General features: G+C 57.1%; 19 protein-coding genes. 2 read left to right on the forward strand and 17 right to left on the reverse strand.

Going from position 1 to position 15,731, the window contains the following annotated elements; translation table 11 throughout:
• Window positions 1–12 precede the first annotated feature (12 nt).
• From HV213_RS06025 to argA, 3 genes are all read right to left on the reverse strand, one after another.
• Window positions 13–324, reverse strand: a complete 312-nt coding sequence (locus HV213_RS06025; protein ID WP_181485028.1) for a hypothetical protein — start codon at window positions 322–324, stop codon at window positions 13–15.
• 42 nt (window positions 325–366) lie between these two features.
• Window positions 367–681 (reverse strand): hypothetical protein, encoded by a 315-nt coding sequence (locus HV213_RS06030; protein ID WP_181485029.1) that lies wholly within the window; start codon window positions 679–681, stop codon window positions 367–369.
• Window positions 682–833: 152 nt separating this feature from the next.
• Window positions 834–2,165 (reverse strand): amino-acid N-acetyltransferase, encoded by a 1,332-nt coding sequence (gene argA / locus HV213_RS06035; protein WP_110276460.1) that lies wholly within the window; start codon window positions 2,163–2,165, stop codon window positions 834–836.
• Between the two features lie 227 nt (window positions 2,166–2,392).
• On the opposite strand from argA, the gene amiC reads away from it, so the two are divergent.
• The gene (gene amiC / locus HV213_RS06040) at window positions 2,393–3,646 is read left to right on the forward strand and encodes an N-acetylmuramoyl-L-alanine amidase AmiC (RefSeq protein ID WP_112213947.1); all 1,254 of its coding nucleotides are present in this window, start codon (window positions 2,393–2,395) and stop codon (window positions 3,644–3,646) included.
• A gap of 16 nt (window positions 3,647–3,662) precedes the next feature.
• Entirely contained in the window at window positions 3,663–4,742 is a 1,080-nt protein-coding gene (gene cobD, locus HV213_RS06045) for a threonine-phosphate decarboxylase CobD (RefSeq protein WP_181485030.1), read from the forward strand.
• A 230-nt stretch (window positions 4,743–4,972) separates the two neighbouring features.
• Here the strand turns inward: cobD and HV213_RS06050 are convergent, their stop codons facing one another.
• From HV213_RS06050 to pduJ, 14 genes are all read right to left on the reverse strand, one after another.
• The gene (locus tag HV213_RS06050) at window positions 4,973–5,839 is read right to left on the reverse strand and encodes an L-threonine kinase (protein ID WP_181485031.1); all 867 of its coding nucleotides are present in this window, start codon (window positions 5,837–5,839) and stop codon (window positions 4,973–4,975) included.
• Between the two features lie 284 nt (window positions 5,840–6,123).
• A complete protein-coding gene (locus tag HV213_RS06055; protein WP_181485032.1) occupies window positions 6,124–7,338 on the reverse strand; it encodes an acetate/propionate family kinase in 1,215 nt (404 codons plus the stop codon).
• Complete coding sequence (gene pduV, locus HV213_RS06060; protein WP_000826271.1) at window positions 7,323–7,775, reverse strand: propanediol utilization protein PduV; 453 nt, start codon at window positions 7,773–7,775, stop codon at window positions 7,323–7,325. The genes HV213_RS06055 and pduV overlap by 16 nt, the downstream gene beginning before the upstream one ends.
• 4 nt (window positions 7,776–7,779) lie before the next feature.
• Entirely contained in the window at window positions 7,780–8,130 is a 351-nt protein-coding gene (gene pduU, locus HV213_RS06065) for a propanediol utilization microcompartment protein PduU (RefSeq protein WP_000441100.1), read from the reverse strand.
• Complete coding sequence (gene pduT, locus HV213_RS06070) at window positions 8,130–8,684, reverse strand: propanediol utilization microcompartment protein PduT (protein ID WP_110276466.1); 555 nt, start codon at window positions 8,682–8,684, stop codon at window positions 8,130–8,132. The genes pduU and pduT overlap by 1 nt, the downstream gene beginning before the upstream one ends.
• Before the next feature lie 2 nt (window positions 8,685–8,686).
• Complete coding sequence (pduS, locus tag HV213_RS06075) at window positions 8,687–10,042, reverse strand: cobalamin reductase PduS (protein WP_181485033.1); 1,356 nt, start codon at window positions 10,040–10,042, stop codon at window positions 8,687–8,689.
• Window positions 10,039–11,151: a 1-propanol dehydrogenase PduQ gene (gene pduQ, locus HV213_RS06080; protein WP_181485034.1), complete on the reverse strand. Its 1,113-nt coding sequence runs from the start codon at window positions 11,149–11,151 to the stop codon at window positions 10,039–10,041. Before pduQ ends, pduS begins: the two co-directional genes overlap by 4 nt.
• Before the next feature lie 11 nt (window positions 11,152–11,162).
• Entirely contained in the window at window positions 11,163–12,554 is a 1,392-nt protein-coding gene (gene pduP, locus HV213_RS06085) for a CoA-acylating propionaldehyde dehydrogenase PduP (protein WP_181485035.1), read from the reverse strand.
• Window positions 12,551–13,561 carry a two-domain cob(I)yrinic acid a,c-diamide adenosyltransferase PduO gene (gene pduO / locus HV213_RS06090; RefSeq protein WP_181485036.1) on the reverse strand — a complete coding sequence of 337 codons (1,011 nt, stop codon included), beginning with the start codon at window positions 13,559–13,561 and terminating at the stop codon, window positions 12,551–12,553. Before pduO ends, pduP begins: the two co-directional genes overlap by 4 nt.
• 9 nt (window positions 13,562–13,570) lie before the next feature.
• Window positions 13,571–13,846: a propanediol utilization microcompartment protein PduN gene (pduN, locus tag HV213_RS06095; RefSeq protein ID WP_004133641.1), complete on the reverse strand. Its 276-nt coding sequence runs from the start codon at window positions 13,844–13,846 to the stop codon at window positions 13,571–13,573.
• A 3-nt stretch (window positions 13,847–13,849) separates the two neighbouring features.
• On the reverse strand, window positions 13,850–14,341 hold the full coding sequence (gene pduM / locus HV213_RS06100) for a microcompartment protein PduM (protein ID WP_181485037.1): 492 nt from the start codon (window positions 14,339–14,341) through the stop codon (window positions 13,850–13,852).
• Complete coding sequence (locus HV213_RS06105; protein WP_181485038.1) at window positions 14,338–14,970, reverse strand: phosphate propanoyltransferase; 633 nt, start codon at window positions 14,968–14,970, stop codon at window positions 14,338–14,340. The genes pduM and HV213_RS06105 overlap by 4 nt, the downstream gene beginning before the upstream one ends.
• Window positions 14,970–15,452, reverse strand: coding sequence for a BMC domain-containing protein (locus tag HV213_RS06110; protein ID WP_181485039.1), 483 nt, complete (start codon window positions 15,450–15,452; stop codon window positions 14,970–14,972). Before HV213_RS06110 ends, HV213_RS06105 begins: the two co-directional genes overlap by 1 nt.
• A 3-nt stretch (window positions 15,453–15,455) precedes the next feature.
• Window positions 15,456–15,728, reverse strand: a complete 273-nt coding sequence (gene pduJ, locus HV213_RS06115; protein WP_110276474.1) for a propanediol utilization microcompartment protein PduJ — start codon at window positions 15,726–15,728, stop codon at window positions 15,456–15,458.
• Between the last annotated feature and the right edge of the window lie 3 nt (window positions 15,729–15,731).

A 15,731-nucleotide genomic window follows, 5' to 3' on the forward strand; every position in this document is an offset into this window, starting at 1 on the left:
GTCTGCCGGGCGCTAATAAGGGGCGACTAAAGGCATTATCCACAGTAGCGATATGGAGTTCATGGCGAAGAAATACTTCGCCGAACCCTTTGCAAGCGGTGGGGTTGAGACGTTGGCCACCACGAGGACAATGGCTGAAATCACCAGGTTAATAACGGAGAGGATCATAAAGATAAAGAAAATAAACAGCCCGGCACCGTAAGCGCTTCCTGACGAGCCGCCGCTCCCCATCATCATCAGCAGAATGAGCAGCCAGGGGTAGAGCGAAATAACGGTGACGATTAATTTTATATTCTTCACAAACCCGTTTGGTGATTTCTTCATAATGAATACAGCTCCTTTGTGTTCAGTTTGAATATGAAAAGGTCATAGACTGAATACGGGAAAAATCATCCATAGTAAAGAAATAGAGTTTATTGCGAAGAAATAACCGGCGGATCCTCTTTTGGTATCGGTGATATATATATTAGCCAGCACAATAAAAATCACAGAAATAATAAGGTTGATAAATGATAATCCCGCCAGCGTCAGGGCAAACGCAGCGCCTGCGCAAAAAAATCCGCCTGCAGGTTTATGTCTTACGTCGAGAAAGGTCAGCAATATTATCAGCCAGGGATACAAAGAGAGGATTGCGATCATCACTCTTGTGTAGCGGGTAAACCAGTTTCCCGAGTTGTCCATTAATGGTGCTCTCCGTATTTATATTTTTAATTCCATTTTAGCAAAATATAGGCAAGAAAGGTCTAAAGGGGAAGTGATAATAAAGTAGGTCGATAGTCGGAGAAAAAGAATGATCCCCGGTCACGTATGCGTTTTCCGGGGGGAGGAGGGAATTAACTCAAGTCCGCCATCAGCACTTTTGAACGGCGCTGATAGTTGTACATCTCTTTCTTGCTCTCCGGCAGCAGGTCGACGTCTACTGGGGTAAAGCCGCGCTCCTGGAACCAGTGAATGCTTCGGGTTGTCAGCACGAACAGCTTACTCAGGCCCATTTGCCTCGCCTGAGCGGCAATGCGCTCGAGCAGCACTTCTCCGCGCGATGAGCTACGGTAATCCGGATGCACCGCCACGCAGGCCATTTCACCGATTTTCTCTTCCGGGAACGGATAGAGGGCAGCGCAGGCGATAGTGGTGTTGTCACGCTGAATAATGGTGAATTTATCGATTTCCATCTCCAGTTGTTCGCGAGAACGCCGTACCAGGATGCCCTGTTGCTCCAGTGGGCTAATCAGTTCAAGGATCCCGCCGATATCGTTGATGGTGGCGCGACGGATCTGTTCGGCGCTCTCCATCACAATCTGGGTACCGATACCGTCGCGCGAGAACAGTTCCTGCAACAGCGTGCCGTCTTCCTGATAGCTGATCAGGTGACAGCGACGCACGCCGCTACGGCAGGCTTTGACCGCCCCGCGCAGGAAGCGCACCGTGCCGGAATTATAATCTTCGTCTGCTTCCAGCTCCTCAACCCGCGCCTGAGCTTCGTTGGGGAACAGTTCGGGAACGATATCGCCATTCTGGTCGTAGACCCCTTGCGACGAGCAGAAGCCGATCATTTTTTCGGCTTTCAGCTTAATCGCCAGTTGAGTGGCAATCTCTTCGGAAGTGAGGTTAAAGCTTTCGCCAGTGACCGACACCGCAACTGGCCCCATCAGCACAATCGCGCCGTTATCCAACTGGCGGTGAATGGCTTCTTCATCAATGCGCCGAATGCGTCCGCTGTGGCAATAATCCACGCCGTCATCTACCCCTAACGGCTGCGCGATCAGGAAGTTGCCGCTGACCACGTTGATATGGGCACCCTGCAACGGCGTGTTGTTCAGGCTCATAGACAGGCGAGCGGTAATTTCCAGCTGCAGCATGCCCGCCGCTTGCTTAACCAGCTCAAGCGTTTTGGCGTCAGTCACTCGGGTCTGTTTGTGATAAACCGGCTCGTGACGATGCTCTGCCAGGTTGGCGTCAATCTGCGGGCGTGCGCCATAGACCACCACCAGGCGAATACCCAGGCTGTGAAGAAGGCCAATGTCATTGACTATACTAGAAAAATTATCATGCTCGATGGCTTCTCCGCCCAGCATGATGACAAACGTTTTACCCCGATGGGCGTTAATATAGGGGACAGAATGGCGGAATCCCTCTACCAGTTCGGTGCGACGTTCCTTCACCATGACACAACCTCAATGCATGATTATTCGTAATTAGTGTATTTTTATTCTGTTTTGCCGGTAAACGCAAGCGCCAATTTGTTGCTGAGTTGAGAAAGTAGTGTGAGCTAAATCAGGGTGTCAAAGATTGTTTACCCTTTTATAGATGACAGGTTATACGCCTTTCGTTAAAGTTTCTGGTCAATCTGTTTGTTTTAAATACCAATGATTTCTTACTGCTTGGGAGTGGCATGTCGGGATACAAGTCAGAATTAAGCCGCCGCCGTTTTTTACAAGGGGCGGGCGCCATGTGGTTAATGAGTGTGAGTCCGGTTGGGTTGGCTGCCGCGGCGCAGGTTGTTGCCGTGCGCGTCTGGCCATCGTCGACCTACACGCGCGTCACCGTGGAGTCCAATCATATTCTGAAGTATCGGCAGTTTGCGCTCAGTAACCCTGAACGACTGGTCGTGGATCTGGAAGGCGTTAACCTCAACTCGGTGTTAAAAGGAATGGGCGGGCAGATTCGCGGCGACGATCCTTATATTCAGTCCGCTCGCGTGGGTCAGTTCGATCCGCAAACCGTGCGTATGGTCTTTGAGCTGAAACAGAACGTGAAACCTCAGCTCTTTGCGCTGGCCCCGGTTGCTGGTTTTAAAGAGCGTCTGGTGATGGATCTCTACCCCTCCAATGCCACCGATGTGCAGGATCCGCTGCTGGCGCTGCTTGAGGATTACAATAAAGGCGATCTTCAGCGTCAGGTTCCCCCTGCGGAAAGCGGGCCGAAACCGGGTAAAGCCGGGCGCGATCGGCCGATCGTGATTATGCTCGACCCCGGCCACGGTGGTGAAGACTCTGGTGCTGTGGGGAAATATCGCACTCGCGAAAAAGACGTGGTGCTACAAATTGCCCGACGGCTGCGCGCGCTGATCGAGAAAGAGGGCAATATGAAGGTCTATATGACCCGCAACGAGGATGTCTTTATCCCGCTGAAGGTGCGCGTTGCCAAGGCGCAAAAGCAGCGTGCCGACCTGTTTGTCTCTATTCACGCCGATGCATTTACCAGCCGACAGCCCAGCGGCTCTTCGGTCTTTGCGCTGTCGACCAAGGGGGCCACCAGTACTGCGGCGAAGTTTCTGGCTCAGACCCAGAACGCCTCGGATCTGATTGGCGGCGTAAGCAAAAGCGGCGATCGCTACGTCGATCACACAATGTTCGACATGGTGCAGTCGCTGACCATCGCCGATAGCCTGAAGTTTGGCAAGGCGGTGTTGGAAAAGATGGGCAATATTAATAACCTGCACAAGAATCGCGTTGAGCAGGCGGGCTTCGCGGTGCTGAAAGCGCCGGATATTCCATCGATTCTGGTGGAAACCGCGTTTATCAGTAACGTCGAAGAAGAGCGTAAATTGAAAACGGCGAAATTCCAGCAGCAGGTTGCTGAGTCGATTCTGGCAGGGATTAAAGCCTACTTCGCCGACGGCGCGACGCTGGCAAGGCGAGGGTAACGCAACAGGAATGTAAATGGCTCTATTGAAGAGCGCGCACGGCGGAAACGTCCGCGAGGCCGCCGCGCTATTGGGTATCTCTGCGGAACAATTGCTGGATTTTAGCGCCAATATAAATCCACTGGGGATGCCGGAAAGTTTAAAGCGTGCCATCATCGACAATATGGCCTGTGCTGAACGCTATCCTGATGTTGAATACCAGCAACTGCATCTCGCGCTGGCGGAGCATCACCAGGTTCCCGCCTCATGGATCCTCGCCGGAAATGGCGAAACCGAAGCGATCTTTACCCTCGTTCAGGGTCTGAAGCCGCGACAGGCGATGATCGTTACGCCGGGCTTTGCTGAGTATCGCCGGGCGCTGCAATCTGTCGACTGCACGGTGCGGGAGTTTCTTCTGCATGAAGAGGATGGTTGGCAGCTGACTGGCGCTATCCTTGATGCCCTGACGCCGGATCTGGACTGCTTATTCCTCTGCACGCCAAATAACCCGACCGGACTGCTACCCGAACGTCGTCTGCTCGAATTAATTGCGCAGCGTTGTCAATCGTTGGGAATCGCGCTGATTCTTGATGAAGCGTTTATCGATTTTATTTCCGATGAGCCGGGATTTATTCCGCTTCTGCGCGATAACCCACACGTATGGGTGTTGCGTTCGCTCACCAAGTTTTATGCCATCCCCGGCCTGCGCCTGGGGTATCTGGTCAATGGTGATGAACGGGCGGTGGCGCGAATGCGCGAGCGACAGATGCCGTGGTCGATTAACGCCTTTGCTGCGCTGGCGGGTGAAATCATTCTTCAGGATAGCGACTATCAACAGAAAACCTGGCTGTGGCTGGAGGAAGAGGGGCAGCGTTTTTACCATCAACTGCGCCATATTCCCGGCCTGACGGTTTATCCTGGCCGGGCCAACTATTTGTTTTTGCGTTGCGACGTGCCGGACCTTGACCTGCAATATGCCATGCTGCAACAGCATATCTTGATCCGCAGTTGTGCCAATTATCCGGGGCTGGACGGGCGCTACTTCCGCGTCGCGATCCGCAGCCAGCAGGAAAACACCCAGTTGCTAACGGCTTTCAGTCGGGTATTTAGCGGGTAGATACCTGCCTGTTATATCGCCGGGGCTATACCCGCCATGCGTGGATTTTCCCGGCTTGCGCTGCGCTTAGCCGGGCTACCGATTCACAGTCGCCTACGGTCCGGTAGCCCGGGTAAGGCGTTTACGCCGCGACCCGGGAATTCCGGCCACGAGTTCGTGTAGTTTGGGGTCTGGTAGCCCGGACAGGTGCGCAGCACCGCCTCCGGGAATATGGTCGCAGGAGAGTGGCGCTAGCGCCGCTCGACGCCGCCCTGCACCATGCGCAGCAGGTGTTGCTCGGGCCAGTATTCGCTTAGCCGTGTTTCCACCAGCCGCCGCTGCAAATACTCAATATCGTGACGTTCACGGTCGAGCATCAGGCCAACAACGCTACCGCTGTGCGCCACGTTCAGGCCGTATAAATCACACTCTTCCACCAGCGCCAGCAGCGCATTAAACCCCGGTTTTGGCAGCAGGTGCTGGCTGGCGATGGCGCTGAGCGTTGCCGCTTCTCCCATGCAACGGGGGTCATCCGTCTGACAGGCCTGCTGGATTTTCTCCCAAGCCTGTTGCAGGGCGGCAGAATGAGCGTGCAGCTTTTCAAGTCTGGGAAGGCGGTGATAATCAGTAGTCAGCAGCGTGGCGGGGCTTTCAAGTACCAGCAGATCAAGCTGAGGCTGAGAATGGCAGGCTATTTGCGTTTCGGCGGTGTTGTGATCGAACAGCGTAAGCTGACGGAACAGGGTGCTGTCGGTCGGTTCCAGAGAAACGCACAGTTGGGCAAGGGTGGTTTCATCCAGCGGATGACCGAGATGATGCGCGGTAGCTACCGCCGTTGCGGCGATATCCGCAGTGCTGCTGGCCATGCCTTTGGCAACCGGAATGGTGGAGAAAATGTCGATGCGAATCTCTTTGCTGAGGTCAGCCGGATAGCGCCAGTAGTTCAGTAGCCTGTCGACCATTGCCCGTGAAAGCGGACGCTCATCCGCACGAGGTGAACCGTAGTCCACCTCGACGGTGCTGTACCAGTCAACGGGGCAGGATACCAGCTTCTCGCTGCCGAGGATCCAGCCCTGGATGAGTTCGCCACAGGAGGCGGGGCATTGCGCAACAGCCACGTTTTCACCTTTTACCCGTCATACTTCAAGCTACATATGCGTTGGCTGCTCTCATTCACCCCAGTCACTTACTTATGTAAGCTCCTGGGGATTAATGAGAGGCTCCTGCCTCTCACCGGAGGCCAGCCTTCGGCTGGTCAAATTCGTTCCCGACGAATTTGTCACTCGCTTGCCGCCTTCCTGTAACTTGAATTATTTAGGGTAAATCATCAGAATTTAAAACGCATAGTGTCATGCCGATCCCGCTATTTCCATGATTCACCGCAACTTGCCGGGCGACGAACTCAGGCTGAAACGGTTAACGTCTGCGCCTCGGGAAGCGCGAGGCGCATAACGTCGCGGGCAATCATCAACTCTTCATTAGTATTAATGACTGCCACTTTGACGACTGCGTTTTCGGCCTGAATAAAGGTGGCGTTATGCTGGTTTTTCTCTTCATCGACCGACAGCCCGAGAAAATTCAGGTTGTGGCAGATGGCACTTCTGGCGCGGGCCGAGTTTTCGCCGATACCGCCGGTAAAGATCAGCGCGTCCAGGCCGCCCATCTGCATGATATAGCTGCCGATGGTGGCGCGAATGCGCTCGGCAAACAGCGTCAGCGCCAGGGTTGCTCGTTGGTTGCCACCGTCAGCAGCCTGTTCGACATCGCGATAGTCATGGGAGACTCCGGAGACGCCAAGCAGGCCCGATTCATTGTTTAACAACAGGTTGAGCTGCTCCGGCGTTTTGCCCTCATGCAGCGCCAGCCACGGTAAAATCGACGGGTCGATATCGCCGCTGCGGGTGCCCATCATCACGCCGGACTGCGGCGTAAAACCCATCGAAGTGTTCACGGAACGCCCGCCTTTGATGGCGCAAACGCTGCTACCGTTACCAAGATGGCAGCACACCACGCGCAGCGCGCTCAGCGGCACGCCCAGTTTTTCTGCCAGCGTCGTGCTGACGTACTTATGGCTGGTGCCGTGGAATCCATAGCGACGAATGCCCAACTCGCTGTAGTAGCGCCAGGGCAGCGGGTAAATAAACGCGCGCTCGTCCAGCGTCTGGTGAAAAGCGGTATCAAATACCGCGACCGACGGCGTATCGGGCAGCAGTTGGCGGAACACTTTGATCCCCAACGCATTAACCGGGTTATGCAGCGGGGCCAGTTCAGCCAGACGCTCAATTTCAGCTAAGGTTTCATCGGTGACCGGTGTCGAATCTTTAAAACGTTCCCCGCCGTGCGCCACGCGGTGACCGACGCCGTCGATATCCTGCAGGCTCTGAATAATCTGGTAGCCAAGAAGCTTTTCCAGCAGCAGGGTGACAGCCTCACGATGATCGGCGATCGGCGCCGACTCCTGCCATTTTTGCGCAGGGGTTTTTATCGTTACCTGAGCGTTGGCCATGCCGATACGTTCAATCAGTCCCTGACAGAGCGTCTCGCCCTGCGGCATTTCCAGCAGTTGGAATTTTAATGATGAGCTGCCGGCGTTAATGGCCATTATTTTGTAAGACATAAAGGTTCCTTCGAATTCAGAAAATCCAGCACGGCGTCGAGACCCGAGTTATTCAACGCGCTGGTAATAAAAATCTGCTGTGCGCCAGCCTGCGTAAGCCACTCCGCAACCAGCGAAATACGCTGCGGGTCGGCCAGATCGGCCTTGGTGACCAGGCCAATCGTCGGGCGATTCATCGGGGCGGTAAAACCCGGAGAAAATGGCGACCACTGGGCATCGGCGTTCAGCACCAGCGCGATGACGTCAGCTTCGCAGGCGCTGGTCAGCAGGGCGCTATACAGGCAGCGGTTCTCCAGATATTCGCCCGGCGTGTCGATGGCCATCGGCGACCATTCAATGGCCTGAGTTTTCTTATAATGGAGCGCTTCGCCGCGCAGGCTTTGGGTCAGCGAGGTTTTTCCGCACTGGCTGGGGCCGATAAACATCAAACGCTTCATTGGCTTACGTCCGGGTGATCGAACAGGTGGTGAACTGCATCATTTCGCCCAGCGTGCGCGTCACCTGCTTGAGGGCATATTCGACGGCGGAAACATCGCCGGTCAACACCACCGCGCCGGTAAAGCGATCGAGAAAACCAATCTCCACCGCGCCGGATTTGGTGGCGATATCGCAGGCGATAATCGACGCTTCGCTCGGCGTGATGGTAAGGATGCCAATGGCGGAAACCGCATCCGGCAGGCCCAGCTTCTTAAAGAGATCTTTCCCTGGATTGGCAATCAGGTGCGCGAGGGTGACCTGTTTCCCCGGCACGTATTCCTGAATCATGCGATCCGTTGTCGGTTGTCTTTCCATTATCCCTCCACCATCTGTCGCCACATGGCTTCATGCGGGCGCGGGATCACCGAACGGTAAACCAGCAGCCCTTTCTCGCCTGCGCTTTCGCTGGCAACCGTTACGGCGTTATTGACGTCAGAAACGTCGCCCGCCACCACCATGTAGCACTTACCGCCGATGCCGAATGCCATATGCACTCTTACCAGGGTGACGTTTGAGGCTTTCACCGCCCGGTCCGCGGCGCTAATGCAGGCCGCTACGCTCCAGGTTTCGACGATGCCGACCGCCTGGCGTTTTTCGACGCTGTTCAGGCCGCTGATCGCCGGGAGAATGCTGGGATGGATGTTCGCCAGCACCATGCTGTCGACGAGCATCTCGCCCGCCAGCGACGTGCCGGTTTCAATGGCCTGCTGGAGCGCGCCGATATCGCCGCCCAGCATCAGTAAAAACTTACCTGGGCAGATGGTCTTGCTGACCAGTAAATCGACGTTGGCGCTTTTCAGCATTGCATCACCAAGCTCCATGCCTTTGGCGATGCTGGTGAGTTCTAAAATTCCTATAGCCTGAGACATGGTTAACCTCTTACAACCGTGATGGCCTGTTCGCTGATGGCCGATACAACGCCGTCGATGCTGGCGTGAATCGGCGCGCCTAATGCACCTGCCGGGACATCGGCAATGCACTGTCCGCGCGTGACGCGTTCCCCTTGCGTGACATTCGGCACCGCGCTGGCACCAATATGCTGGCGCAGCTGCAAGGTCACTGTTTCCACTGACGGTTCGTCAGCGCAGAGCGGCGCTTCCTGATACCAGGGGCTGAGCCCGAGTTTGGCGATCAGCCGCTTCACCGGCACCAGGCGATATTTCGCCATCTCATCGGCCGGATACAGCGGCCCTTCGTAGCGCTGGTTTTGCGCCCGCAGCTCGCGTTTCAGCATCCGGTTGATGCGCATCGGTGAGATCCCCACCGGGCAGGCCACGCTTTCACAAACGTTGCATTCCGAGCAGGTAAGGGCGCTCAGCAGCAGCTGCGGCGTGGCGGCCTGGTGAAAGTTCACTGCCCGAACCAGCAGGTGCGGGGAGAGTTCGTGGCCAATCAAATGCCGCGGGCAGAGATCGGTGCACAGACGGCACTGCTCGCAGACGGTACGCGCGACGGAAAGCACCGTGCGCTCGTCCTGCATTCGCCGCTGGATAAGCGGATGGCTTTTCGGTAGCACCAGCAGACCACCGGTGGTTTTGGTCACCGGGTTATCCAGCGAGGTAATCAGGCCGCCCATCATCGGGCCGCCGTTAATAAAACCGGGGTCGTCAACCGTTGCACCGCCCGCCAGCGCTAATACTTCGCGCAACGACATGCCGATGGGGACGGTAACGGTCAACGGCCTGGCGACCGCGCCGTTCACGGTCAACGTGCGGCGGGTCACCGGAAACTGCTGCTCGACCGCCCGGGCAATATTAAGGATCGTTTGCACGTTATTGACGACTACGCCAACGCTGGCTGGTAGCGCTGCCGGGGCGACCCGGCGGCCGGTTGCCATCCAGATGGTCAGCACTTCATCGCCCGCCGGATAGACATCCGGCAGGATATGCAGGCGGATACCGGCAGGCAGCAGCGGGGTTAATGCGTCGATGGCCTGGCGGTATTTCTCTTTCAGGGCGATAACCCCTTCGCGCGCGCCGGTTGCCGTCATCGCATATTGCACGCCGCGTACCAGACGCGCGGCCTGCTGCCACATCAGCTGCTGGTCAACTTTGAGCATCGGTTCACACTCGGCGGCGTTCACCAGGAAAATTTCCACCTGCGCCTGTAGCTTTACGTGGGCGGGAAAGCCTGCGCCACCTGCGCCGACGACGCCCGCCGCGCGAACGCGCTCGCGAATTTCATCAGCGCTATAAGACATTTCAACGGCGTTGATGGCGGTACTCATAGCAGTTCCTCCAGCAGTTCCCGAATGGCTTCGGCATTAGCCGGACGCGGGTTGGTGCGTAGGGTGACGTCAGCCAGCGCAGCCTGCACCATCGCTGGAATGCGCGCGGAAAAGTCGGATTTTCCTTCTTTAAGCGCAGCGGCCAGTGAGGGAAGGGCGCAGCGTTGCTTAAGCAGTTCGATTTGCTGAATCAGCGCATTGATCGCCGCGATATCATTAGCTTCTGCCGGGCAAAAACCACAGGTCTTCGCCATCCGCGCGTAGCGTTTGGCGGCACGCGGGTCACCCGCGTTAAAACGAATCACCGTCGTGAGCAGCAGCGCATTAGCCAGCCCGTGCGGCAGATGAAACTGTCCGCCGAGCTGGTGAGCTATCGCGTGATTAAGCCCCAAACCCGCCTGACTGAACGCCATCCCCGCCAGTGTTGAAGCATTGTGCATTTTCCCGCGCGTCGCTACGCAGTCACCTTTTTCCACCGCCGTGGGCAGATACTGGAACACCAGTTTGGCGGCTTTTTCCGCCAGCGCGTCGGTAAAGTCGCTGGCGTGCGGTGATACCCAGGCCTCCAGGGCGTGGGTCAACACGTCCATACCGGTGTTGGCGGTAATCTGCGGCGGTACGCTGACCACCAGCTCCGGGTCGAGGATCGCCATATCCGGATACAGCGCATTGTTGAACAGCGGGTACTTGATACCTTTATCAGGATCGCTGATCACGCAGGCGCTGGTGACTTCCGAACCGGTGCCGCTGGTGGTCGGGATCGCTACGCAGGTTTCGATGTTGATCCCGCTCTGCTGGCTAAACCAGACGATGGCCTTCGCCGCGTCCATTGCCGAGCCGCCGCCGAAACCGATCACCACCTGCGGTTGCAGAGCCTGCATTTGCGCAATGCCCTGCACCACGGTGTGGATGGTGGGGTCCGGCGTTATCTCGCTAAAGACGCTGATGCGGTTATCTGCGGGCAGCGCGTTGCGCAGGGTATCCAGCAGCGGCGAGCGTGCCAGAAACCCATCGCAGATTATCCAGATGTGCTTGTTGGTAAAGCGCTTAAGCACCGCCAGACTGCCCTGACCGCTGTACAACCGCGTTTGTAGTGAGAAAGTATTCATCGCGACCTCGGTTAGCGGATGGAGAAGCCGTTGGTCAGCACGCAGCGCCGTGAGCGAGCAAAGGTTCGCGCCGACGTGGTCCCTTCACCGGTTGGCGTGGCGATAGTGAAGGTGGTAAACCCTTCGCCGCCGACGCCAATCCCGGCATAGGATGGGCCGTTTTTAACGAATATTGAGGTTTGCAGGGTGCGCGCTGCGAGGTTCAGGCGCGACACGTTCTGCGAGTGCATGATCGCGGTGTGATGCAGCCCCTCTTCAACCTTCAGTGCTAGCGTCAGCGCGCTATCGAAATCGCTGACTTTTACCACCGGCAGCATCGGCATCAGCTGTTCGCTGGTCACCCACGGATCGTCGGCGTTGACGATGCCAATCAGCAGACGAGGCGCTTTGGCAGGAACGGCGATCCCGGCGGCTTCCAGCATGGCTGACGGGCTTTTCCCGACCAGCTTTTTATTGGCCTGGCCTTCTGGCAGGCAGGCGGCGCGGAGTTTGTCGGTATCGGCAGGACTTAGCAGCAGCGCGCCGAAGGTCTGCATTTGCTGCACCAGGCGGTCGGCGACGCTCTCCACCACAATCAGGCTCTTTTCAGCAATGCAGGGCAGGTTGTAATCGAATGAAGCGCCGTTGATGATATCTTCCGCAGCCTTCACCAGATCGGCCGTTTCATCGACGATACAAGGCGGGTTGCCCGCGCCTGCGCCAATCACTTTCTTACCGCTCTTCATTCCCATCGCCACAATGCCCGGCCCGCCGGTAATAGCGAGTACCGCAATTCGCGGGTGGGCCATCATCTGCTGGGTGGCTTCGAAAGTTGGCTCTGCGACGGTAACCACCAGGTTGCGGATGCCGCAGCAGCGGAAAGCAATCTCTTCAATCAGGCTGATAAGCTTGAGAGAGACCTTTTTCGCTCCCGGATGCGGGCTAAAGTAGACGCTGTTGCCCGCTGCCAGCATGCTGATGCTGTTGTTGATGATGGTTTCCGTCGGGTTGGTGCTTGGGGCGACCGAACCGATGACGCCAAACGGTGAGTATTCAAAGAGCACCATGCCGCCGTCGCCGGTCAGCGCGGTAGTGGTGAGGTCTTCTACGCCCGGGGTGTTATCCAGCGCAGCCTTGTTTTTCAGAAACTTATCTTCTTTATTGCCCATGCCCGTTTCATTGGCGCTCTCTTCCGCCAGCGCGGCGAGAAGCGGCGTCAGCTCCTGACGCATTGCGCTGATGATTGCGCTGCGCGTTTTCAGCGGGCACTGCTGGTAACGTAAGAACGCCTGGTGCGCGGCGTCGATTGCCTCGCTGACGGACTGGAAGATCCCTTTGCCCTGAGGCTGGCTCGGCGTTTGCTCCGGGGTCAGTTGCTCGCTGAGAATGGTGCGAATGAGGGTTTCGAGTTCAGAAGTATTCATTGATGAGTTCCCACGTTAATGGCCGCAATGGCAGCCAGTGCTATATCCATGTCCTGCTCAACGCTGCCGCCGCTGATGCCCAGACCCCCAATCAACAGACCGTCACGCCACAGAGCGTAACCGCCGCCAAAGGTAACGACTTTTCCCTGTAAATGACTTTCCAGGCCATAAAGCGCGGCGCCCGGCTGAACGACATCGCTCAGTTCATGGGTTGCCGTTTTCATAGCGACTGCGGTCCAGGCTTTTTTCGGTGCCAGTTCGCTGCTGACCAGCAGCGCATCCGGCATTCGCCAGGTGACGGTTTCCGTGCCATGTGCGTCAACAATGCTGACTACCACTGGGACCTGAAGCTGCTGGGCGCGCTCTACGGCGGCGCGGGTCAACTGGTGTAGATCGTGAAATGAGAGAGCCACGGGCGTCGTCTCCTTGATGCGAGGTGGCTGGCTGGCAGCCAGATAGCGTTTGCTGATTTCACGGATGATGTCGTTCTGGTGCGCATCGCTATCTTCGGCGCGAGCCAGGGCGTACAGGCAGTCTGATAAGCGGTTGATGTAGCGCATCAGCACCTGGCGCACGTTGACTTCTGCCGCCAGTTCCACCAGGCGGCGTTCGGCCCGGCGGGCTAGCGTGCGGGCAAAATGTAAGCGGCTCGCGGCTTCGCAGCGGCCGGGTAAAATAAAGCTGTGCAGCGGCTCGACGCGAGCCATTGCCCGATCGATAGCGGCTTCCAGAGCCGAAATCTCTTCGCTGCTGATGTAGCGCTGTTTGGGCGACGGCTGCTCGCTGTCGCTGGCCAGTTCGGCGCTAAACCAGAAAATTTGCTGCTGGATGGCCTCGAGTAAGATGCGATGGCTTTCATCCGCAGCGGCGCAGGCGCACAGGCTCAACGCGGCGTTCAGCTCATCCAGCGTGCCGTAGGCTTCGACGCGCGGGTGGGTTTTGCTCACTCGTTGGCCGGTAAATAACGATGTGGTGCCGGCGTCACCTGTTCGGGTATAAATCGCCATAATCGCCCCTTAACGCGAAAGCGTATCTACAATGCCGACAACGGCGAGGTCAATGGCCTCATTGGGCCCGGAAAAGACATGTCTGGCGCTGGAGCCGCCGCTAAGCAGCACCAGTTCGCCGACGCCTGCGCCGACGGAGTCAACGGCAACTTCATCGCCTGACGTTGGTGATGCGGGAAGTTCGCCATCGGCGCTGACCCGACGTACCAGCAGCAGTTTTTTCCCTACCAGGGAGGGCGATTTTTGCGTGGAGACAACCGCGCCCGTGACTCGTGCCAGATGCATGATTTACTCCTGCTTAATTAATTGAATATTCCGCGCGCTTGCCGCTTCATGCGCCAGTGCGGTCACGAGGCATTTGCGATGGAGAACCAGGCGCCCCTGGCCCAGCAGCGCGACGTCGCGATAGCTCAGTAGCGAACCGGCGTGCAGAGTCAGCGCCAGCCCGTGCTCGTCGGTGAACATCACCGGTAGACGAGCCAGTTTTTTTACCGGGATAACCGGTAGCAGCTGGCTATGCACGGAGAGCTGTACGCGGATGCCGAAAGCCAGAGCGTCGTGAATTTTCCCGGCGACGGGGTCGTCGGTTTCCGCTTCAGCGAGCTGGCCCAGCAGCGGCAGGTCGATGAGCAGAATGCGCAACGACGCGTGCTGACAGAACAGGCTTCGGCTGTCCGCTTCACGCAACTGCGCAACGCTCAGCGTCGCCGTGCTGTGGGCGCGACGCTGCAGCCGGGAGACAATCTCCTCAACAATGCGCTGCAGAATTTCGCCGTTCATCGTGGGGCCACCAGCCGGGCAAAGGCCTGCGGGTTATCGGCACCGGCGGCGTTGGCTTCATCGGTATCGATATGCATTTCGAGGCGCATGTCCGGTGAAACGCGAATCGCCACGTTGTTGAAAATCAGCCCGCGCTCGTCGCCTTCGATTGCCACGGAGACCTTATCGCCGTGGGAGACCCGCAGGATCAGGGCATCCAGCGGCGACATATGAATATGCCGCTGGGCGACAATAACCCCAGAAGATAATTCCAGTTCGGCAAAGGGGCTGACCAGACGGATGCCCGGCGTCCCTTTCAGGTTGCCGGACATTCTTAGCGGTGCTGCCACTCCCAGCGTCCTTGCGTCGGTGCGCGATATTTCCACCTGGCTTGTTGAGCGCAGTGGGCCAAGCAGGCGTACGTTTTTGAGCTGCCCTTTTGGCCCCACCAGGGTGACGGTTTGATCTGCGGCATACTGCCCCGGCTGCAACAGCGCTTTTTTCTCGCTGATGGGCTGGCCGGGAAAAAGCTGCGTGTAATCCTGCGCAGACAGATGGATATGACGGTTCGAGACGCCCAGCGGAATCGGGCGCTCGCGCATCTCATCAAGAACTTTGCTGACCGTTGATTCCAGAAGCTGTTTATCCATTACGCTTCACCTCGCTTGCCTGAATGAAGGCAAAGAGAACGAGGATCGCCTTTCTGACGCTGGCATTTCGGGTCCAGGCACAGGTTGCAACTGACCAGTCCGGCTTCCTGTGGTACTTCATCTGCTGGCTCTTCAGAAACGACATCGGCCATGATTGGCTCTTCAGGTTCAGGTTCCATGACGGAGGGCGGGGGAGTTTCTGCGGGCATTATCCCTTCTCCGGGCCTGGCGATGACCTTGTGGGCCACCAGGCCATTTCGCTGTTCGGCAAAATGTGCACCGGTGGTGATCGCCGCCTGCACGGAGGCGACATCACCGGTCACTTTAATAACCGTCCAGCCTGAACCATTGGTCTTTTCGAGGGCGACCAGCGTGATAGAAGCGGATTTCGCCATGATATCGGCGCAGCTGATAGCCAGTGCCAGACCACAAACTTCAAGTAATCCAAGAGATTGCTTCACGCGGTGCTCCTTATTCGCCATCGATCAAGCTTTCGGTAAAATGGCCTCAACGTCGCTGTGCGGACGCGGGATAACGTGGCAGGATTTCACTTCACCCACTACGCTTGCCGCCGCGCTGCCTGCGTCTACGGCTGCTTTAACCGCGCCAACATCGCCGCGAACCATCACGGTAATCAGACCAGAGCCAATTTTTTCGTAGCCCACCAGCTGCACGTTGGCGGATTTCACCATCGCATCGGCGGCTTCAATGGCGCCGACCAGCCCTTTTGTTTCAACCAGTCCCAGTGCGTTATTCATACT

This window comes from Klebsiella sp. RHBSTW-00484 (assembly GCF_013705725.1).
Classification (GTDB): domain Bacteria; phylum Pseudomonadota; class Gammaproteobacteria; order Enterobacterales; family Enterobacteriaceae; genus Klebsiella.